Annotated in this window: 22 protein-coding genes and 1 riboswitch; of the genes, 6 read left to right on the top strand and 16 right to left on the bottom strand. The window is 38.8% G+C overall.

Translation table 11 applies throughout. The features are described 5' to 3' along the window. Window positions 1-154: 154 nt before the first annotated feature. From fabF to MHI04_RS11210, 3 genes are all read right to left on the bottom strand, one after another. Complete coding sequence (gene fabF / locus MHI04_RS11220; protein ID WP_340808987.1) at window positions 155-1390, bottom strand: beta-ketoacyl-ACP synthase II; 1236 nt, start codon at window positions 1388-1390, stop codon at window positions 155-157. 27 nt (window positions 1391-1417) lie between these two features. Further along, on the bottom strand, window positions 1418-1975 hold the full coding sequence (locus MHI04_RS11215; protein ID WP_036125992.1) for a TetR/AcrR family transcriptional regulator: 558 nt from the start codon (window positions 1973-1975) through the stop codon (window positions 1418-1420). 81 nt (window positions 1976-2056) lie between these two features. Then, window positions 2057-2527 carry a DinB family protein gene (locus MHI04_RS11210; protein ID WP_036125994.1) on the bottom strand — a complete coding sequence of 157 codons (471 nt, stop codon included), beginning with the start codon at window positions 2525-2527 and terminating at the stop codon, window positions 2057-2059. A 169-nt stretch (window positions 2528-2696) separates the two neighbouring features. Here MHI04_RS11210 and MHI04_RS11205 point away from each other — a divergent pair, with 169 nt between their 5' ends. Next, on the top strand, window positions 2697-3323 hold the full coding sequence (locus tag MHI04_RS11205) for a hypothetical protein (protein WP_089933593.1): 627 nt from the start codon (window positions 2697-2699) through the stop codon (window positions 3321-3323). Between the two features lie 58 nt (window positions 3324-3381). After that, on the top strand, window positions 3382-4206 hold the full coding sequence (locus tag MHI04_RS11200) for a serine protease (protein ID WP_058844431.1): 825 nt from the start codon (window positions 3382-3384) through the stop codon (window positions 4204-4206). A 52-nt stretch (window positions 4207-4258) separates the two neighbouring features. On the opposite strand, the gene MHI04_RS11195 is transcribed toward MHI04_RS11200, so the two are convergent. From MHI04_RS11195 to MHI04_RS11185, 3 genes are all read right to left on the bottom strand, one after another. Next, window positions 4259-4750, bottom strand: a complete 492-nt coding sequence (locus MHI04_RS11195; RefSeq protein WP_271913390.1) for a DUF1232 domain-containing protein — start codon at window positions 4748-4750, stop codon at window positions 4259-4261. A gap of 754 nt (window positions 4751-5504) precedes the next feature. Further along, window positions 5505-5705, bottom strand: coding sequence for a cold-shock protein (locus MHI04_RS11190; RefSeq protein WP_004230088.1), 201 nt, complete (start codon window positions 5703-5705; stop codon window positions 5505-5507). 221 nt (window positions 5706-5926) lie between these two features. Then, entirely contained in the window at window positions 5927-6247 is a 321-nt protein-coding gene (locus tag MHI04_RS11185; RefSeq protein ID WP_342503805.1) for a DUF1033 family protein, read from the bottom strand. An 88-nt stretch (window positions 6248-6335) separates the two neighbouring features. Between MHI04_RS11185 and MHI04_RS11180 the strand changes: the two genes are divergently transcribed. Both MHI04_RS11180 and MHI04_RS11175 read left to right on the top strand, forming a co-directional pair. Beyond that, window positions 6336-8063 carry a methyl-accepting chemotaxis protein gene (locus MHI04_RS11180; protein ID WP_342535754.1) on the top strand — a complete coding sequence of 576 codons (1728 nt, stop codon included), beginning with the start codon at window positions 6336-6338 and terminating at the stop codon, window positions 8061-8063. A 45-nt stretch (window positions 8064-8108) separates the two neighbouring features. Next, complete coding sequence (locus MHI04_RS11175; protein WP_036126007.1) at window positions 8109-8390, top strand: acylphosphatase; 282 nt, start codon at window positions 8109-8111, stop codon at window positions 8388-8390. A 153-nt stretch (window positions 8391-8543) separates the two neighbouring features. Here MHI04_RS11175 and MHI04_RS11170 read toward each other — a convergent pair whose 3' ends face one another. Both MHI04_RS11170 and MHI04_RS11165 read right to left on the bottom strand, forming a co-directional pair. After that, complete coding sequence (locus tag MHI04_RS11170) at window positions 8544-9065, bottom strand: hypothetical protein (RefSeq protein WP_342535753.1); 522 nt, start codon at window positions 9063-9065, stop codon at window positions 8544-8546. A gap of 107 nt (window positions 9066-9172) precedes the next feature. Beyond that, window positions 9173-9382, bottom strand: coding sequence for a hypothetical protein (locus MHI04_RS11165; RefSeq protein ID WP_271913365.1), 210 nt, complete (start codon window positions 9380-9382; stop codon window positions 9173-9175). A gap of 407 nt (window positions 9383-9789) precedes the next feature. Between MHI04_RS11165 and MHI04_RS11160 the strand changes: the two genes are divergently transcribed. Next, window positions 9790-10440 (top strand): 5-bromo-4-chloroindolyl phosphate hydrolysis family protein, encoded by a 651-nt coding sequence (locus MHI04_RS11160; RefSeq protein ID WP_036126015.1) that lies wholly within the window; start codon window positions 9790-9792, stop codon window positions 10438-10440. After that, entirely contained in the window at window positions 10437-11504 is a 1068-nt protein-coding gene (locus tag MHI04_RS11155; RefSeq protein ID WP_058844434.1) for a toxic anion resistance protein, read from the top strand. Before MHI04_RS11160 ends, MHI04_RS11155 begins: the two co-directional genes overlap by 4 nt. A 47-nt stretch (window positions 11505-11551) precedes the next feature. On the opposite strand, the gene MHI04_RS11150 is transcribed toward MHI04_RS11155, so the two are convergent. The 8 genes from MHI04_RS11150 to MHI04_RS11115 all read right to left on the bottom strand — a co-directional run bounded on the left by MHI04_RS11150 (window position 11552) and on the right by MHI04_RS11115 (window position 21627). Continuing rightward, window positions 11552-11749: a DUF6501 family protein gene (locus MHI04_RS11150; protein ID WP_036126026.1), complete on the bottom strand. Its 198-nt coding sequence runs from the start codon at window positions 11747-11749 to the stop codon at window positions 11552-11554. A gap of 264 nt (window positions 11750-12013) precedes the next feature. Continuing rightward, complete coding sequence (locus MHI04_RS11145; RefSeq protein ID WP_036126028.1) at window positions 12014-12745, bottom strand: amino acid ABC transporter ATP-binding protein; 732 nt, start codon at window positions 12743-12745, stop codon at window positions 12014-12016. Between the two features lie 12 nt (window positions 12746-12757). After that, the gene (locus tag MHI04_RS11140) at window positions 12758-13483 is read right to left on the bottom strand and encodes an amino acid ABC transporter permease (RefSeq protein WP_036126030.1); all 726 of its coding nucleotides are present in this window, start codon (window positions 13481-13483) and stop codon (window positions 12758-12760) included. A 170-nt stretch (window positions 13484-13653) separates the two neighbouring features. Continuing rightward, window positions 13654-14511: a transporter substrate-binding domain-containing protein gene (locus MHI04_RS11135; RefSeq protein ID WP_036126033.1), complete on the bottom strand. Its 858-nt coding sequence runs from the start codon at window positions 14509-14511 to the stop codon at window positions 13654-13656. Between the two features lie 118 nt (window positions 14512-14629). Further along, a riboswitch (Lysine riboswitch) is annotated at window positions 14630-14816 on the bottom strand. Window positions 14817-15158: 342 nt separating this feature from the next. Next, window positions 15159-16418, bottom strand: a complete 1260-nt coding sequence (odhB, locus tag MHI04_RS11130) for a 2-oxoglutarate dehydrogenase complex dihydrolipoyllysine-residue succinyltransferase (RefSeq protein ID WP_249645685.1) — start codon at window positions 16416-16418, stop codon at window positions 15159-15161. Window positions 16419-16512: 94 nt separating this feature from the next. Then, window positions 16513-19338 (bottom strand): 2-oxoglutarate dehydrogenase E1 component, encoded by a 2826-nt coding sequence (locus MHI04_RS11125; protein ID WP_342535752.1) that lies wholly within the window; start codon window positions 19336-19338, stop codon window positions 16513-16515. A 232-nt stretch (window positions 19339-19570) separates the two neighbouring features. Continuing rightward, the gene (locus MHI04_RS11120) at window positions 19571-20956 is read right to left on the bottom strand and encodes a HAMP domain-containing histidine kinase (RefSeq protein WP_342535751.1); all 1386 of its coding nucleotides are present in this window, start codon (window positions 20954-20956) and stop codon (window positions 19571-19573) included. Beyond that, window positions 20953-21627, bottom strand: a complete 675-nt coding sequence (locus MHI04_RS11115; protein ID WP_058844437.1) for a response regulator transcription factor — start codon at window positions 21625-21627, stop codon at window positions 20953-20955. The genes MHI04_RS11120 and MHI04_RS11115 overlap by 4 nt, the downstream gene beginning before the upstream one ends. Between the last annotated feature and the right edge of the window lie 12 nt (window positions 21628-21639).

The following is a 21639-nucleotide window of genomic DNA, read 5'->3' as shown; positions in this document are numbered from 1 at the left end:
ACCTCTTCCAATTTCCATAATATAGCTTTTGATTGATTTATTTATTATAAGAAAGGCTTATTGAATGAAACGATTTCTTAGGAGGGGCAAAAATAAAAGAATGGTAAGAAGCTGGATGCTCCTACCATTCTTTTCATCAACGATTACTCGATTTTTATTCCTCCACCTTTTTAAACGCTAGTACGGCATTATGGCCCCCAAAGCCAAAACCATTAGATAACGCAATATTGACAGGTTGTTGTAGTGCCTTGTTTGGCACATAGTTTAAATCACACTCTGGATCTGGTGTTTCGTAATTAATGGTTGGCGGAATGATGCCTTCCATTATACTTTTCAATGTAATAATGGCTTCGATGCCCCCAGCCGCTCCAAAGAGATGCCCTGTCATCGATTTTGTAGAGCTCACCTTTAAGTGATAGGCATGTTCACCAAAGACACTTTTAATTGCCTTTGTTTCGGATTTATCGCCCTCTGGTGTACTAGTACCATGCGCATTAATGTAATCGACAGTCGATACATCTATATCGCCCATTTTTAAGGCTAATTTCATCGCATTGGCAGCGCCCGTATAATCAGGTGCTGTAATGTGGTAAGCATCTGTTGTGACACCATAGCCTACAATCTCACCAAGAATCGTTGCGCCCCTTTGTTTGGCATGTTCATATTCCTCTAAGAATACGATGCCAGCTCCTTCTGACATGACAAAGCCATCTCGCTCACTGTCGAAGGGACGGCTTGCTTTTGCTGGCTCATCATTTCTGGTGGACATTGCTTTCATTCGTGAGAAACCTGCAAAGCTAAGTGGATTGATGGGCGCCTCTGCTCCACCTGCTAAAATGCCATCCGCATAGCCATGTCGTATAGCTAAGAAGGCTTCTCCAATCGCTTGGTTTCCTGTTGCACAGGCTGAGACAGGTGAAAAGCTTGGCCCTTTAAAGCCCGTTTGTATCGCTAGTATTCCCGCGGCCATATTGCTAATCATCATTGGCACCATGAATGGGGACACCCTTCTAGGCCCATTATCGAGCATTGCCTGATGATTCTCTAAAATCGTCTCAATACCACCAATGCCTGAGCCAACATAAACACCTAGACGCTCCTTATCGATCTGCTCCATATTTAAATTGGCTTGCTCTAAAGCTTGTTGAGAAGCGGCAACTGCATATTGCACAAATAAATCATATTTACTGATTTCTTTTTTATCCATATACTGTGTTGCGTCAAAATCCGTAATCGTCCCTGCAATTTGCGTATTAATACCGCTGAATTGCTCTCCTTGAATTTTTTGAATTCCTGATTTCCCAGTTTTTATATTCTCCCATAGGGCTGAAACTGTATTCCCTAATGGAGATATAACACCATATCCAGTCACAACGACTCTTCGTACCATGCACATCTCTCCTTCTTATTTAGAAAATTATTTTAATAACGCCTTTAATTGCTCCAGCATTTTTACAAAAAACGCTTCTCCTAAAACGCGTTTATATTGTAACGCACCCTTTGTACTAGAAATAAGCAATATGGCTAGAGACTCTAAATCATCCGTCGCTTGGAGTGCACCCTGTTGTTTGGCTTCCTTCAATAGGGCTATAAAAACATCGATTTCCATTTGACTAAGCTGTTGTAGCTTGTCTTGCATCCGTTGTGGTAATTCTTGATAATCTGCCTGTAAAGCTGAAATAGGACAAACACCCTCTTTTTCTAGGCATTTTACTCGTTGCAAAATAAAAGCAAAAGGTTTTTCCTCCACTGGTATAGCGGAATCTTGAATCGTTTTATACGTCCCTTTTAGCCCTTGTTGAATCCTTTCGCAAACCGCAACCCCTAAGTCTCCTTTCTTTTCAAAATGATAATGAATACTTGCCTTCGTAACGCCAAGCTCTTTAGCTAAATGGTCATAACTAAATGATGTGAAACCTTTTTCCTGAATATGCTTCAATGATAATTCTATAATTTGCGTTTTTCTATTTGTCATGGTTTTATACTAACTTACTAGTAGGTAAGTGTCAATTTTTAGAAATACAGCAGATAAATGATTTATCTGCCGCTTGAATAATTATTGCATTTCTTTTGTTGGTCCCATCACACCAGGTACTGGTAAACCAGCTTGACGTAGCAGAACCGTCATTTGTCCACGATGATGTGTTTGATGGTCGATCAATACACGTAATAAAGCCCCTTTTGGCATTGGCGCTGTAAAGCCATTGACTACCTCTAGTAAATCTTCGTTAGAAAGCTTTGCCACTTCCTCTTTAATACCGTTGGCAATATTTTCATAGGCTGTCACAATGTCAGCAGCTGTCGTTGGTACGGGATCTTCTTGTCGAATCATTGGCACCTTTAAGCCTGCCAGATAACTAAAATAGCCTGCAGCCCCAACTAAATGCCAGCCTAGCCAGCCAAGTGTACTGTGGCCCTCCACAATATTTTGATTTAGCTTATCATCTGTTAGAGCCTGTAATACTTGCAGTGTTCCTTTAGATGCATTCGACCATTCCTGTAAAAAATCATCAATTTGTCTATACATATCTTTGCCCCCCACTCTTCAACTTCATTTCTATCATAGTTAATTTTCCCATGGGAGACAAGTTTCTGATTATAGTTTACATAATATAATTATTTATATTAACCTCATATCACTCGTATAACGTCTCGCATTCACGTATAATGAAAGAAAATAGCGAAGGAGTATGCCTATGAGACACTTTGTCCTAGTATTTTCTCTTGCATTTTTACTCACTGGTTGTAATGAAGAAGGAAAAGTAGAGCCCACGCCAACTGCGGAGGACAAACAGCCTGTTGAGCAGAAACAAACATCGCTTCTCTCCTATTTTCCAGCTGATGGGTCTACGGCCTATTTTCAAGGAGAAGGAAATGAGTTTGCTAGCTTCACACTGCGTACAACCTATCTCGATCCACAGCATATTGCACAAATAGAGGATAATGGTGGTGTGACTCTCTTAAAAATCTATCGCATAACGGATACAAATATTGATCTTGTCTATCGGGAACCAGTTGACAGCAATCCAAGTTTGCCAAGTGCAGCAGAGGCAGCTTCTTATCCTGTACTGGAAACAATTCTTCAAAAGCCATTACAAGTTGGGACAAGTTTTCAAGGCTGGACCATTCAATCAACGACCGCCACTGTTGATACAGGAACAAACATTTATCAAGATGTGATCCAGCTAACCCGCTCTAAAGATCAAATGACGACGACCAAATATTTTGTGAAAGATATAGGCCTAATTCGCATAGAGGATACGATGGAGACAGATCAAGATGAACCATTTGTTGTAACATCCACCTTGCAAAAAATAGAATAGTTTGATGATAACAGGCGTCCAGCTTGGGCACCTGTTATTTTAGCTTAGGGGGTCTTATATGAGTGACATACATAATGCAACATCCAAGCAAGAAGAATTGACGGAAGAAGAATTCATTGAGCTCGTACTCGAAGAACAACAAAAAGCATTAGCACGAGAACGAGAAGAACGGCTTCATAGAAAAAAGCCCAAAAAACAAAAACCTCTTGTGCGCTGGATGGTGTGGAGCATGGCAATGGTCCTGTTTTTCAATACATTTGCCTTGGTTTTTCAAATTTATTCCATTCCAGCGATTGAATTCATCAAAGTTTCAACCCGGCTCTCGGCACAAGAGGATATACAAACCTATAAAAAGGCAGTCGTTGAAATCTCGACTGGCTCTAGCAAAGGCACTGGTTTTGCCATTTCTCCTGACGGGCTTATTGTCACCAATGCCCACGTAGTAGAAGATGCCACCTCATTATCTGTTGTATTTCCAGATGAGGGATTGATGGAGGCAACGTTAATCGAGAGTTATCCAGCAGTAGATTTAGCTCTAGTACAAGTGGAGGCCGAGCAACTCCCCTATCTCCCACTAGCAGAAGATCCACCTTTTTCTGCGGATGAACATATTTATTTTATTGGTAACCCTCTCGCCTTTACAGGTATTGCGAATGAAGGGACACTACTAGAATCCATTCAATTAGAGGATTGGCAGGAGCCCGTTATGATGCTGAAAGCCCCGGTTTATCGGGGGAATAGTGGTAGCCCTGTAATCGACCAACAGGGGAAGGTCATTGGCATTATCTTTGCGACGATGAAACATGAGCCGATTGGTCGTGTCGGCCTGTTCGTACCCGTTCAACAGCTCCATCATTTATTAGAAGCGCAACATAAAAAATGAACTTGTGGTAAGCAGGTTCATTTTTTGGGGGAATAGAGTTTACATAATATTATTATTTATCCTTACTTTCTTGCTTCACAAACTGAGCGATTGGTGATTTCACAGGGATCTTACTGACTACCTCATCACTCACTTCTGCAACTTTTTGTAGCACATGTAACAGCTTATCGTCCCCTGTCCAATGCTTTTCCACTACTTCCGGCCCCAATTTATTAATGATCGTATTGATCACAAAAGTCGCCAGCACCACATCATCTAAGTAGCCACCAAAGCCTAATAATCCCTCTGGCATCAGATCAATCGGCAGCACAAAATACGCAATAGAAGCCCCTATTAAAGCTCGACTTTTCTTATCTACACCCGCATCGGTTACTGTTTTAATTAATAAATGAAATAAATCAGGCACAAACATTAAATAAGGCGTAAATTTATTCTTTTTCCCCTTCTTCGATCCAAGAAAAGCTACTAATTTCATACGCAACTTCTGATAAAAATCTTGCTGCTCCTGTTCCTCAGGCAATTTTTCTACATTCTGCAAATCCATCTACCTCCTTCATTATTACAAACAATCTAGAATTTTTTCCATGGTATTCGCTACTATTAAGTGCAGTCTTTTCTCTACTTAGCACGGTTGCCCTTCAATTTTGCAGGCTATCCTTCGCTTTGTGTGGTCTATCCGCTACTTTCATAAAGCTATCCTTCGCTTTACGCAGTCTATCCGCTACTTTTGCTATTCTATCCACCGCTTTGCTCAGATGCTCTCCATTTTTGCGAGCTATCCTTTGCTTTGAAGATTCTATCCACTACTTTCATAAAGCTATCCTTCGCTTTACGCAGTCTATCCGCTACTTTTGCTATCCTATCCACCGCTTTGCTCAGTTGCCCTCCAATTTTGCGAGCTATCCTTTACTTTGAAGATTCTATCCACTACTTTCATAAAGCTATCCTTCGCTTTACGCAGTCTATCCGCTACTTTTGCTATCCTATCCACCGCTTTGCTCAGATGAACCCTATTTTTGCAGGCTATCCTCCACTTTACAGATTCTATCCACTACTTTCATAAAGCTATCCTTCGCTTTACGCAGTCTATCCGCTACTTTTGCTATCCTATCCACCGCTTTGCTCAGATGCTCTCCAATTTTGCGGGCTATCCTTCACTTTGCTCATTCTATCCACTACTCTATATATAACCTAAATAATGATTTGTAATCCCTTAAACTTTTAAATGCTACAAAAAAAGACATCCTATTTGCATAGGATGTCTGGGTTTAACGAAAGTATTTTTTAATTACTGAGAATTAAAGTTTAGTTACGTTAGCAGCTTGTGGTCCGCGGTTGCCATCTACAACTTCGAATTCCACTTTTTGACCTTCGTCAAGTGTTTTGAAACCTTCGCCTTGGATAGCTGAGAAGTGTACGAATACGTCGTTTTCACCTTCAACTTCGATGAATCCAAAACCTTTTTCTGAGTTAAACCATTTTACTGTACCTTGTTTCATTTAAGAAAACCTCCAAAAAATAAAAGTGAACAATATGTAATTTCTTCAAGGAATGAAAAAAATTCACATATTACAAAGAGTACCGAACTAACGCGATCACTTTTTGTAATATGTGAATTCATGTTTCCGGTGAAGCAATTAAATTGTTAACCTAAGTATAACCGCCATTCATAATTTTGTCAAATAAAGAAATTGTTTTTTTACTTTATTTCAAAATCTTTTTACAACTCTTCGATTTTACAGGCAATAATGCCATGATAAACTTGTGCATCGTCATCACAAGCCTCACAATAGAAGCTTTCGTCATCAGACCAAAAAGCCCAATACTGCCCTTCTTTCGTCATTTCATTGTCATGAGAAGAACGAAAGTGTGCTAATTTTTGCTGTAATGCACTTTCAAAAAGCTCCTTCGTTTCAAATGTATCTTGTGTTTGAATAAAAGCTTCCCAGCCTTCAAATTTCCACCAAGGCTCGTAGTCCGCTTTCATGTAAATAATTGTATACATATTTGCCCATTCCTTGCTGTCATTAGATAATTTCATTTTAGCAAACACATCTGAAATGTCTATTAAAACCACCTGAATTATGCTATTATTACCTTATTATACATACTTTTTGGGAGGAATTTTTATGTTTTCAAGTATTCGACCTAAAGCAGAGTTAGAAGAGCTTCTAAAACGTGGTACGGATTTGCATGCAACAGGCCGATTCCATCAAACACTGGCATTCAACCATTTTCATTCACAGGATGAGGAGCATTTGAGGACACTCTATCAAAAGCTAAAAGATATTACCCCCTCCATGGATGCCATTTTTCATCATTATTTAAGCGAGATATCCCCTACCTCTCAATTAACCATTAGTGAAGAAAATATCAATCAATACTTAACACAATTTTTCTTAGCAACACGTGATGATAATTATGTAGACGAAACTGTCAAATTTTTCAATCTATTTCGCAAGCATCAATATGAGCCTGGTAAACTAATTGTCGTATTTAATCAATTCGCATTCTATATTACGACATATATTTTACACAATTTTGGTATCAAGCCGAATAAGGCATTTCAATTTATGAAATCATTCCAATCCGCTGTCAATGTCGATCAAGAATTATTAGTGGAAGTCTTGACGGAACGCATTATTGAAAATGTAGTGGGCGAAGTATCCTCTTTAATGGATGTTAATGCCAAAATTATGTACATGAAAGATTTGGTCTTTAGCTTAGATAAACAAAATGAGGAAATTCAATCCTCCACTGCTGCAACAGAACAGATTGCCGCTTCTATTAATGAGGTAGCGCGTATGTCTTCTCATATATCTGAGAAAACGACTGAATCTGTTGACCATGCAACGCAAGGGAAAAATGCGATTGAGCATGCCTTATCAGAAATTTTTAAAACGGAAGAAACGTTTACTTCTATCGTAGAATCATTTTCAGAATTGCAAAAGCGGGTAAATGATATTGAGCAGGTTGTCACGTTAATCAACCAAATTGCAGATCAGACGAATTTACTTGCTCTCAATGCCTCCATCGAAGCCGCACGTGCAGGTGAACATGGAAAAGGCTTTGCGGTCGTAGCACAAGAAGTACGAAAGCTAGCTGAAAACACGGTCTCTGCTCTAAGCGAAGTATCTGCGAATGTTCATCATTTAAAGAGTTATTCCAATGATGTGTCTCATTCCATTACAGAAACGACAGCCATCATTAAAGAAGCTACTGTCGAGGCAAAAGATTCATTACCATTATTAAATGCCATTGTGCATGCGATTGAAGGCATTAATTTAGATGTTACAAATACAGCAGCCATTTCACAACAACAAGCAGCTGCAATTGATGAAGTCTCTGCGAGAATGATTGAAATTTCAAGTTTGCAGGAAGATATTCGTGATTATAGCCATAATACATCCAGTGACATTCATTTATTAGGGAAAGAAATTAACCGTTTCCGTAATGATATTATTGCCAACAATAATGTGCAGCTTTCATCTATTGCTCTTTTACAATTATCGAAGGCTGATCATATTTTATGGAAATGGCGCATTTATAATATGTTCCTTGGCCTAGAAAAAGTGGAACCAAGCGATGTTTCTTCTCATCGAGATTGCCGACTTGGCAAATGGTACACAGCGCCACGGACAGTAGAACGTTTCGGCCATTTACAGGACTATCATGAGTTGGATGGCTATCATTTACGTGTCCATGAATCAGCGAAGCTTGCTGCAGAAGCCCATAAAGCTGGCCATATCGAGCAAGCCGATGTCCATTTAAAGGAAGTAGATGAGGCATCTAAGCATGTTCTTTATTATATTAATAACTTAATTGCCTATTTAGAAAAAGAACGTGTCATGCAATAAACGGAGAGGCTCATCCCTCTCCCCCATTAGCTAGGAGGTATTCCCTTGAACAAACGAGCAAGTATCAAATTTTTTGGTGATGTTTACGGCACAGGCTACCGTTTTTTCATCAAACAAAAAGCTATTGAATTAGGGTTAAAAGGCTACTGCCGATTGAATGACGCAGAGCAAATTGAAGTGGAAGTAGAAGGCTCTGAAAAAGCGCTTAATGAATTCCTCCTTTTTGTCCAAAAAGGCGTCAGCCCTCAAGCTGATTCCAATTCATTTTCATTAGAATTGTACGATGAGTTAAAAGGATACGTACGTATGGAGTCAGACATTGTTTAGTCTGGCTCTTTTTTTTTGTACTGTTATACGGGACGTCAAAAAGAGTAAAGAAAGCATTCCCTTTTCGCCCTACATTGATATGAAACATTCCCCAAAACTAGGAACATCTTTTCATTTGAGCGTTATTTAATGTTCGTAATAGTCAACAACATACTAATCATATATTCCCCATTCAAATAAAAAATAATGACTATCAGATTTTCCAAATATATAATCATATGTATGTCCCTTTTTTATTTGAATAATTTCGACATTATTCAATCTAGTTAAAAGTTCTTTTACAATGGACTCTTGAGCATTAAGGTATGCTAACTCATTTTTAAATCTACTGATAAAATCATCTTTGTTCACTAACTCCATATAACTGTATTTTTTGGGGTAATACTCATTAATCCAGCCCATTTCTAACGCCGTTATCCATTGTTCATCTGAAGGGTCTGGGTCATCATTAATTTCCCACTCCTCTCCATCAAACAATTCTTTTTTAAAGATCGCTGAAAATGCCTCTTGAATAGTATCAAATTGACTTTTTTCTGCAAATATTAAATCGACTTGCCTAACATAGTTATCTCTAAATTCATATACATCAAATGATAAATTCGATAACCTTATATTAGCAATTTGTCTCGCAAATAAATTGTGATCATCAAGCAACTCTTGAATATCTTTCTTCATCAAATAATCTCCATACCTTTCTTCCTACTTCTATTAAATTAATACTACACCGCATTATTGTAAGAACTATAAAAGGCAACAAAAAGCCACGTTCAGACTTCTGACGATTATTTAATTTTTATTTTTTGAATCGTCGCAACATAGATAGATGCTTCATTGATTTTCACATATTGATTTTTGGATTCCTTCAAATATCCCTCTTTGCATAAATACGCTTTTAGCTTTGATTTTTTCTCAAAGATCTTTTCTATCACCTTTTGCTCCCATACTTGTTCATCTATATTTTTAGTAATCGACATCATATAAATTTTTGTCATGCTCTTTCCCCCTTTAACTATTTTACGAATTTATTTGGGTAAAGTTTCAATTTAAAAAAGACGTGCCCTTGAGCTAAGACCTATCATTTTGTTCCCATTCATAATGTTTTTGGGGTTGGGTCATCCTATTTATGAATGGATGCTACTGTTTTAGTTAACGCTTGAATGGTTATTAGTACTGATATGGGGAGATGACCGTTGAATCGCTCATGCCAATGCCACAATCGTTCATTAGGAGGACAAAATCGACGCATTTGGAGAAACAATTCACTTATTCTATGTATTATCATTGAGAAAGTTAACAAATAGCAGTAAAATTTATGTAAGGGATCATTTTTCAATGAAACTTTATGTCGATTATTTCGTATAAGAAGATAGACATATTGAAAAGCAAGGAGGATGAAACAATGCTTAGTGTCGGACAGTTTTTTTCTAGACATTCTGCCAGCTTTCTTATTTCGCTTACGACCGTTTCTATCGCAGCAATTGCGGCAAATCCTGGATTCTTCCTTGGTGGTTTACTGTTTGCGGGTTCCTACGCGACGAGTACAGCGTTGCTGAAACATAGACAAAAAAAGAAAGTCATGCAAATAGCAGGTATTACAAAAGAAGAATTCAAGCATATTGAAACACAATTATCAGCAGCTAATAAGCATATTCAAACATTAAGTCAAAACTATTTACGCGTACGTTCTGTATCTGCGTTTAAACAATTACTTGAAATGACGCGTATTTCTAAAAATATCGTCAAAATTGTGAAGACAGACCCACGAAAATTTTATAATGTAGAGCCCTTTTTCTATGCACACTTACCTTCTGCTGTGGAATTAACGGATAAGTATACAATGCTTTCGAAGCAGCCTGTGAAGGATAAAGAAATTCAATTAACATTATCAAAAACACGTGAAACGCTAACTGATTTAAATGATACGATTCAAATTGATTTAAAGGACGCGCTTGCTAATGATATTGATACCCTACAAATGGAGATTGAATTTGCAAATCGTTCCAATCTTAGACGTAGAGAACAATTGGATTGGCGAGGGGACGATAAATGACAGCAAATGAACACGCATTTCAACTGAATACCATACCAGGGCTTTCTCCACTGGTCCAATCCTATTTAGAAACAACTCCACAAAATGAGGCGATGGCGACTTATGAAACGCTATCGCCTCTTGCACAAAGTCGTGCCTTACTTTATGCTAGTCAAATTGATTTGACAGATTTTGAATCATTGCTGTCCCTTGGGCAAGATTCACAGCGAGCTCTGTCTCAATTTGCTGATCGCATGCTTGCGCAAGTGAAGCAAAAGGACGTCTCAAAAATCGGTCAAATGCTTGATTCCTTAATGCACACGTTAGATCGAATAGACCCGACGGCTTTAGAACCAAAGAAACAAACCTTTTTCAAAAAAATCTTTGGAAAAACAGAGCCGACTGTGAAGCAAACATTAACAGAATTTGAGCGTATTAGTATTCAGGTGGAACGTATTGGCGTTCAGCTAGAGCGTGCACAGCTTCAGTTGATCAAGGATGTCGAAAACTTAGAAGCGCTTTATGCTCATAATCGTGGATTTTTTGAGGAGCTGGCTACTGCTATTGCAGCAGGTCAAATGAAAAAACAGCAAGCCATTGAGGTTGAGTTACCCACACAAATAACGAGTGTTCAAGCAACGAAACAACCGCTTGCTATTCAGCAGCTCAATGACTTTGCCGCACAAATTGAAAGGTTGGATCAACGTATTTATGATTTACAAGTATCACAGCAAGTAGCGCTGCAAACGGCTCCTCAAATACGCATGATTCAACAGGCGAATCAAACGTTAGCGGAAAAAATTGAATTTTCGATTGTCACTTTGATTCCTCTTTGGAAAAATCAGCTGGCGATGATGCTTTCTATGCATATGGATCATCACTATGCACAGCTAGAAGAACGATTAGCTCAGGCACATGATCGCTTCTCTAGTCCATCGTTTGAACAACAGGTTTCGAAATTTAAAGAAACGCAGCGAGAACTGCAAACCGCGATTAAAGATGTGTTTGCCCTGCATACAGCAACTGAACAAGAAAAACAACAGCTACAAGATGTGGCAGGTGCCAGAGGCTATCAGCGCGATTAACAAAAAAGGGGTGGCTCAGCATATAATCTGAACCACCCTGTTTTATGTTATTCAAAATAATCTTTATAGTAGCCACCGACATTACCTGTATTATCGATGATAAAAATGAACTCTTCTGTTTCATTTTTTACTTCATATTCTTTCCCTACTGTTAATACATTGGACACTAAGTATTTTGACGCATTTGTATGTTTGCAAGTTATCGTTCGTAGTGTTGGCGCATCTTTCCATTTTAAATGTAACATATTCTCTCTACCTCTCTTTACTAGCCGAAGCTAATGTCTATTGCTTATTTTATAATATTTTTGGGCTTTTGTGGAGAAAAAAGAAAGACTATAGCTATTCTATCCAAAAAAAATGACTATTTGAGGTGTTATGATGAGTTTTGGTGGTGTACCGCAATGGTTTTTTATTATTGCTGTAGCATTTGCAATCTGCTTTGTTCTTTATGCAGAATGGAATTCTAGAAAATAAGTGAGTCCAATAAATCGGACTCACTTTTTCTATGCTTATTTTAATGTCCGCTTTAAAAATTCTTTTGTCCGTTCATGCTGAGGGTTTACTAATACTTGTGATGGCGGGCCTTCCTCGACAATGATGCCTTTATCCATAAAGACGACACGATCTGCCACCTCTTTGGCAAACTCCATCTCATGTGTCACGATTAACATTGTATTCCCCTCAGTGGCTAACTGTCGCATCACCTTTAATACCTCACCGACCATTTCTGGGTCTAATGCCGAAGTCGGTTCATCAAATAGCATGACATCTGGATTCATTGACAATGCTCGAGCGATAGCCACACGCTGCTTTTGCCCCCCTGAAAGCTGACGAGGCTTGGCGTTCACATATTGATCCATACCAACGATATTCAAATATTTAAGCGCCGTTTCTTCTGCTTCTTTCTTTGATCGCTTCAATACTTTGATTTGGCCCACTGTGCAATTGTTTAACACATTGTGATTGTTAAATAAATTGAATTGCTGGAATACCATTCCTAGATGTGTACGATATTCTTGAATATTGTGCTTATCATCTAAAATGTCTTCCCCTTTATAAATAATTTGACCACCACTTGGCGTTTCTAATAAATTGATGCAACGAAGTAATGTCGATTTACCAGAACCAGAAGAGCCAATTAAACAAACGACTTCGCCTTTTTCTACTTGGAAATTTACATCTTTTAACACTTGGTTACGTCCAAATGATTTACTTAAATGTTCAATCTTAATCACTGCCATTTGTGCGTCCCCCTATACAGCTTCTTTTTGTTCTTTTTGATAGGCATCAGGTCCATCTAGACGTTTTTCAACATAGAGAAGGATGCGAGATGCGGTAAATGTCATGATAAAATAAAGAATACATGCGACAAAGAATGATTCAAAATAACGGAAGTTGTTACCTGAAATTGATTTTGTTTGGAAGAATAATTCCGTTACCCCAATGACATTTAATACGGCTGTATCCTTAATATTCATAATTAATTGGTTACCTGTCGCCGGCAAGACATTGCGTGCTACTTGTGGTAAAACAACATGCAGCATGATTTGGAAGTGATTCATACCAATTGCCGACGCTGCCTCGTATTGACCATTATCAATCGAGACAATACCACCTCGAACAATTTCTGCCATATAGGCCCCTGTGTTAAGGGAAACGACTAAAATACCTGCTGTAATAAAATGCATATCGATACCAAATGCGATATCTAGTCCGTAGTAGACTACCATAGCCTGTACAATCATTGGTGTACCACGGAAAAATTCAACATAGCATGTCAGGATAAAATTAATAAGCTTTAAGCTATAAAATTTTAAACCTTTTTTACGAACTGGAATCGTATGCATAATTCCAATGAAAAATCCGATGAATGCACCAATAATTGTACTAATAATCGAAATCAGTAACGTATAATACGCACCTCGTAAAAACATTTGCCAGTTGTTTTCAATAATTGAAAGTATCCATTCAAGACTCATGATGTTCCTCCTAACAATGTCATGTTGCTTGCTTATTTCCTTCGTGTCCTAGCTATTTCTACTATTCTATGATTTGTTACGCTAGGACATTATCATTATGTAGAGAGGTTCTCATTTTGATAATGATGAAATGATCATGCACGGACCAGCAACTAGCCCGTGCCTTGTCATTATTGTGCTGCTGGTTGTTGAGAAATCGCTTCTTCCATAATCGCTTGACGATCGTCTTCCGAAATACCTTTTAGGATTTCGTTGATTTTTTCACGGTTTGCATCGTCTTTACGTAAGCCTACAGCAATCGAAGTATTGGAAAGATCCGTATCAAAGCCTTCTTCAAATGCGACATATGTGAACTTATCGTTGGCAGCAGCAGCGGAAATACCTTCTGGACGTTCTGCTACATAGCCATCAATTTTGCCAGCCTCTAAAGCGACACGCATTGCGGGGAAGCTTTCCATTGCTGTTTGTTTTTCTACACCGTTAATTTGATCAATAACGTTGTAGTTCGATGTATTTAATTGTGAAGTAATTTTAGCACCAGAGAAATCTTGAATCGATTTTGCATTTTCATACTTGCTACCTTTCTTAATAACCATAACGAAATCAGAAGTATAGTAGTTTTCTGTAAAATCAATCGTTTTCTTACGCTCTTCAGTTGGTGACATACCCGCGATAATCGCATCAATTTTGTTAGATTGTAGCGCTGGTACTAATCCGTCCCATTCCATTTTGACAATGACTAGCTCTTTGCCTAAGCCTTCAGCAATTTTTTTTGCCATTTGGACATCGTAGCCGCCTGCATACTCTGCATTATCAGCAATTTTCACTGCACCATTAGCATCACCTTGCTGTGTCCAGTTAAATGGTGGATAGCCAGCCTCCATTCCGATTCGGAATTCACCGCCACTTGCTTCCTTATCAGCACCAGCATCACCTGAACCGCCATCCTTTTTGTCGCTAGTGCCACATGCAGCTAGCACAATTGCTGTCATGATAGAGATCATTACTAACAACCATTTTCTTTTCATAAAAAACTCCCCTTTTCTGTAAAAAAATAAGACAACTGTAATAAAAAAGACCTAAGTATATTGAACTTAGGTCTTACCTTGTATGACAGTTGCCCAAATCCTCACTATAATTTCCATTTTCCGAGATAGCACAACCTAGTAAATCTGGAAATCCATTTACTAGGACAGTCCTGCACTTATTCACTGCAGACCCAGCATAAAAGTACGAGCTCCTTTTATACTTCGGCGATATTTCCTTCTTCATTGCGTCTTCGCTTGCTTGAACTCAACAATGAACTAATAAATACCGCGCCTCTACCTCACTGGTAAACGTTAGTGAGGTTTGTTTATTTAATTGATATTTAGATACTACTATAAAACTAGTACACTCGTCAAGACAGTTTTAACATTTTTCTGACTAATGGCAATATTAGGATATTGTTCGTTCTCTATTCATTTTAAATCGTTAAGCTTCTATCTATATTTCTGAAAATTAAAACAAATTTTTATTATGGAGTATGTGCTCTATGTGAGAAAAGTTATGTTTATGTCTTTTTTGCTCCTCTAAACGATATAACATTAGTACTCTTTCAAACATAGAATCGGTCAAAATCTTTCGTCATGCATAAAAAAACCCTGCTGAACATTGTTCGCAGGGTTGAATCGCATTATGAATTTAATAGTAAATCTTCAGGATTTTCGATTAATTCTTTAACTGTTTTTAAGAATCCTACAGAATCTTTTCCATCGATGATACGGTGATCGTAAGAAAGTGCTACATACATCATTGGACGGATTTGAACTTCACCATTTACTGCAACTGGACGGTTAACAATTGAGTGCATACCTAAAATACCAGCTTGCGTACCGTTCATAATAGGAGTTGACATTAATGAACCGAATACACCACCATTTGTAATTGTGAATGATCCACCAGCCATGTCATTTAAGCCTAATTTTTTATCACGAGCTTTTGTCGCTAAGTTAGCGATATCTTTTTCGATTTCTGCAAAGTTTTTGCTGTTTGCATCGCGTACAACTGGTACAACTAAACCTTCTTCAGTTGATACAGCAATACCGATATCAAAGAAGTTATTTAAATGAATTTCATCGCCAGAGATTTGAGCGTTTACGTATGGGTATTTTTTTAGTGCCGCAACAACAGCTTTTGTGAAGAATGACATGAAACCAAGTTTGATGTCGTTTGCTTTTACAAACTCTTCTTGTTTACGTTTACGAAGTGCCATGATATTTGTCATGTCAATTTCGTTAAATGTTGTTAACATTGCTGTTGATTGTTTCACTTCTAATAAACGTTTAGCAATTGTTTGGCGACGACGGCTCATTTTTTCAACTGTTACACGGTCAGAATTAGCTGCTGGTGTAAATACTACTGGGCCACCTGAAGTTGCTACTGATGTAGGTGCTGCTACTGGTGCTACAGCTGGAGCTGTACCATGAGCTGCTACATCTTGTACACGTACACGTCCTTGTGGATCTACTGGAGATACTGCTGCAAGGTTGATACCTTTTTCACGAGCAAGACGACGTGCTGCTGGAGAGGCGATTACTCGCTCACCAGAAGTTTCTTCTACAACTGGAGCCGCTGCTACTGGTGCAGATGCTGCTTGTGGCGCTGCTGGAGCCGGAGCTGCTTCAGCTGGAGCCGCTGCAGGTGCAGGTGCTGCGCCTTCGCCTGCTTCTACTACTGCGATAACTTGACCAACTAGTACAGTATCGCCTTCTTCAGCTAAAATTTGTGTTAATACACCTGCTTCTTCAGAAATGATTTCAGCGTTTACTTTATCTGTTTCAAGTTCAACGATGAATTCACCTTTTTCAACGCGATCGCCCACTTTTTTTACCCACTGTGCGATACTACCTTCTGTAATCGATTCTGCTAATTCAGGGACTTTAATTTCAGCCACTTTCATTTCCTCCTTTGATTAACGTGCATGACGCACATAAAAGGGCTACTGCTTGAGGGCAAGTAGCCCGTTTTTTTCAAAAATTTATATGTGATTATTTAACCTTCACTGGCTCAGCAACTGCCGCTTCAATTAATGCTGCTTGTGCTGCTTTATGAGAATCTGCATCCCCTTCAGAAGTTGAGCTCATTGCAGGACGACCTACATAGCGAAGTTTTTTACCTTCTGAAAGTTCATATAATGTTTCTAATGCATAATTCCATGAGCCTTGGTTTTTAGGTTCTTCTTGTACCCAAACAATTTCTTTCACATTTGGATACTTAGCAATAATACCAGCAACTTGCTCTTTTGGGAATGGGTAAAGTTGTTCTACACGAATAATGTGTAAATGATTGAAGCCTTCTCCGTCTTTTACGCGATCCGCTAAGTCGATCATCACTTTACCAGTTCCTAAAACGATACGCTCTACAGCTTCTGGTTTAGCGCCTAAACCTGGTTGTTCAATCACTTCTTGGAATGAACCATTTGCTAATTGTTCAGCATTCGCCGCAGCTAATGGGTGACGTAATAGTGATTTTGGTGATACGACTACAAGTGGACGTACCCCTTCTGTACCTAATAACGCTGCTTGACGGCGTAATAAATGATAGTAGTTACCTGCGTTTGAACAGTTCGCTACAAACCAGTTGTTTTCAGCTGACATTTGTAAATAGCGTTCCATACGGCTTGAAGAGTGCTCTGGACCTTGACCTTCATAACCATGTGGTAAAAGGATCACTAATCCAGATTTTTGGCCCCATTTAGAGCGTGCCCCTGAAATAAAGTTATCAAACATCACTTGTGCCATGTTCGCAAAGTCACCGAATTGTGCTTCCCACACTGTTAAAACATGACTATTTTCTAGGTTGTAACCATACTCAAAGCCTACTACTCCCGCTTCTGTCAGTGGAGAGTTGTGTACTGAGAAGGATGCACTCGCACCAGAAATATGATGAAGCGGTGTGAAGACATTCCCATTGTTTTTATCGTGAAGTACTAAGTGACGTTGAGAGAATGTACCACGTTGAGCATCTTGACCTGTAAAACGTACTGGTGTGCCGTCTTGGATAATTGTCGCATATGCTAACGTTTCTGCATGGCCCCAGTCAATTTTTGCTGATGCATAGGCATCACGACGTTTTTCTAAAATTTTGCCAAGCTTTTTCTGTGGCTCGAAGTTTTCTTCAAACACTAAAAGCTCTTCATTGATTTTTTCTAAACGTTCCGCACCAACTGCTGTATCAATTTGTGGGAACTCTACTTTTAATTCTGCTGGCATTTCTAAATGCTGATGATCATCTTTATCTGCCATTTCTCTTACATGGTCATAGGCTGCTTGCATTTCTGCATAGATTGCTGTATCTAAGGCAGCTACATCTTCAGCAGATAGAAGACCTTCAGCCACTAATTGTGCTCCATATAAAGCACGCACTGTTTCATGTTTAGAAACCAATTTGTATGTTTCTGGGTTTGTCACAGTTGGGTCATCTGTTTCATTATGACCATGGCGACGGTAACCAACTAAGTCTACAATAATATCTTTGCCGAATTTTTGACGGTAGTTAGCAGCAAAACGACCCACTTGCGCTACTGCCTCTGGGCTATCTGCGTTGACATGGATTACTGGTACCTCGTAACCTTTTGCTGGGTCAGAAGAGTACACAGAAGAACGAGAATCATAATGCTCAGTTGTGAAACCGATCATATTGTTCGCGATAATGTGGATTGTACCACCTGTTGTAAAGCCTTCTGTTTTAGCAAAGTTTAAAACCTCAGTCACAATCCCTTGGCCTGGGAATGCAGCATCACCGTGCACTAAAATACCTAAGCCTTTAGTACGGTCGTGTACCGCTTGGCCTGGTTTAGACGTATCATCTTGTGTTGCACGAGTAGCTCCAAGTACAACTGGATTGCCAACTTCTAAGTGAGATGGGTTGTAAGCCAATTTAACATTCATACCCGATTCACGGTTGTAAGAAGCACCCATATGGTATTTCACATCACCTGTCCAACCTTTTGTAATTTCAAGGCGGCCATGCTCAGGCATAAATAACTCATTTGAAACATGTGCAAAGTCAGAGAACATCATGTCATAAGGTTTGTTTAAGATGTGTGTTAAAACATTTAAACGACCACGGTGTGCCATACCAATACGTACATTTTCTACATTTTTGGTTTCTGCTGTTTTAACGATTTCATCAAATAGAACGATTTGCGTATCTAAGCCCTCACCAGAGAAACGCTTTTGCCCTACAAAAGTTTTATGAATAAATTTTTCGAAATTTTCAACGCGAGTTAAACGATCTAATAAGGCTTTCTTCTCTTCAGAAGATAATGCTTGTTTAAATAAGCCTGATTCAATTTGCGCTTGAATCCAATCACGTTCTTCTGTAGCTACTACGTGACCGTATTCAAATGCCACTTTATCTGTATAAACAGCTTTTAGATAGTCGATTGCATCCTTACCATTTTTCACGTTTGCTGGCACATCTTTGAAGAAGATTGCTGCAGGAATTTCAGCTAAATCCGCAGCGCTTAAGTTGAACGCGCTTTCTTCAATTTGAGCTGTTTGTAGTTCACGGTTTTTCAGAGGATAAATATCTGCCGCTAAATGACCGTGTGAACGGATTGCGTCTGCTAATTTCACAGCGGCTAACACTTTTTTGTAATCGCCAGCAGGAGCCGCTGCTGTATGACTAACTACAGCTACTTCACCTTCTACTACTACTGGTGCACCAAATTGTTGGAATAAAGAAACTAACTCCGGTTCTACTTCTTCAGGAGACTGTAAGAATAAGTCGTATTGCTCCATCACATATCCTAGGTTAGGACCAGAGAAAGCTGACCATGGAGAACTTACAGTTGTAACGTTGTTCGACATGAAAAATGACCTCCAAATTTTGCCTTTCGGCAGTTCCATTAATTAAATTACAATTAATTATATAATATTTAGCCGTTCTTTAAAAGAAAGTTTCACACTACTTTTCCATATTTTAAAGAACGTTTTTTCCATCTCAATCTTACTACTCTTCACAAAAAATACAACTCTTTTTAGCAAATTAAGCAATTTTTTTCGCAAAGGATAGAATAATGAAATAAAGCGTGAATTTTTCTTAATATTTTAGCGGTATTCTTAGCGAGAAAACGGTTCCAATATTAACCTCACTCTTGACTTCTACTGTCGCATTGTATTTTTCAAGTAACATCTTCGAAATGCTAAGTCCTAAGCCAGTTCCACCAATTTGACGATTTCTTGCTTCATCCACTCGATAAAATCGATCAAAGATAAACGGCATATTCTCTTCTGCTATTCCTATACCATTATCAGCAATTTCTAAACATGCAATTTTTCCAGCAGTTGTAAGAGAAATTTCAATCTCAGGAATTTTTTCACAATAACGAATTGCATTCTCTATTATATTACGAACGATTTGACTTAGTGCATTTTCGGTAATAAATAACGGACCGATTTCGCCATTTTTCGACAGCGATATTCGTGCTTGTGGATGGACAAGCTGTAGCTCCTCCATGACGGCTTCTATTACTACTAGTGCATTTGCCTCACTTGTCTCATCTTTTTCCTCGCGTCGTGCAAGCTCTAATAATTCCTCAATCATTTTACGCATCCGAGCAATTTCCGTTAGTGAAGTATCAATGGATTCTTCTAAAATGGCTGGATCATCTTTGCCCCATCTTTTTAACAAGGAGAGATGCCCTTCAATGGCTTGAATCGGTGTTCGCAGTTCATGGGAAGCATCTGCGACAAATTGTTGCTGCTGGGTAAAGGAAATTTGCAGCTCATTCATCATCGCATTGTACATTTTTAACAGATCACCAATCTCATCCTGTGATGTATAGGTTAGCTGGATAGGCTGATTAAATCCTTGGTCTACCACCGTCTTCATGGATGCACGCAATTCATGTAATGGCTTCATTAAATAATTGGCCAAATAATAGCCAATGGAGCCTGATAGTATCAATGCCCCTATCCCCGCTATTAGCATCGCTGTCAGAAGGTAATGCATAAGGGATTGAAAGCTAGTCAAAGGATGAATAACTTGGATATAGCCTTGAAAAAAGCCGATCCGTATCGGTTCATTGATGACGAGTACATCCTTCTTATCGATGGTCATTTCCAGAACTTCTTGCATCGATTGTAGCGGTGCAGCAGCTGAAGTATCATTGATACGTAAAATATCCACTCCATCTCTATTAAATATTCTGACCGTTTCATCGCGATCGGCAATGGATTTGAGCAAACCTGTATTTTGTTGTATTTGCTGAATGGTAACATTAGGACCTTGTGATTCTAAAAAGGAGATAATATCGTCACTTGTACGTTTGACCTTACCTTCCTCATCGTTTAAGAGCCATGTATGAAGCGAAAGATAAACGACTATACAAATAATTGTAAAGCTAATAAAGATGACACTACTTGATGTCAGCATCCATTTTTTCTGTAAAGATTGGTGACGTACATAATTTTTTAATTTATTCATTCACGCATCACATACCCAACACCACGAACAGTTTCTATATAAGCGTTCATATCACCAGGGAGCTTTGTGCGTAAATGTCTGATATAAACGTCTACTACATTGGTCTCGATATCCGTATCATAGCCCCAAACTGACGTTAAAATATGCTCCCTCGTACACACTCTATTTTTGTGCTCGATTAATAGTTTTAGTAAATCATATTCTGTCTTTGTTAGGTCAAGTTTATTCCCTTGAACAAAAACTTCATAGGCTGCCACATCTATTTCAATATCTCGTAAACATAAAGATTCACTGCTAGTAGGCTCTGGTGTGACACGACGTAAAATCGTCCGTATTCTAGCAAGCAGCTCTTCAATAGCAAAAGGCTTGACGATATAGTCATCGGCTCCTGCATCTAAGCCCGCTACACGGTCCATTACAGCATCTCTCGCCGTTAATAAAATAATTGGCACCTGTGACTGCGTTCGGATACGGCGGCAAATTTCAATGCCATTAATGCCTGGCAGCATCACATCCAATAAGAGAACATCAAAATTTTCCGTAGTGGCCAAAGCCAGTCCATCCCGTCCATCAAAGGCTGTTTTCACCTCATAGCCCTCATGCTGTAATTCTAGTTCAACAAAACGCGCAATATGCTTCTCATCTTCTACCAACAATATCTTCTTAGGCATTGTATCACCTTC

The organism is Lysinibacillus sp. FSL K6-1151 (assembly GCF_038630755.1).
Taxonomy (GTDB): Bacteria; Bacillota; Bacilli; order Bacillales_A; family Planococcaceae; genus Lysinibacillus; species Lysinibacillus fusiformis_D.
This window is presented reverse-complemented; position numbering and strand designations above follow the sequence as displayed.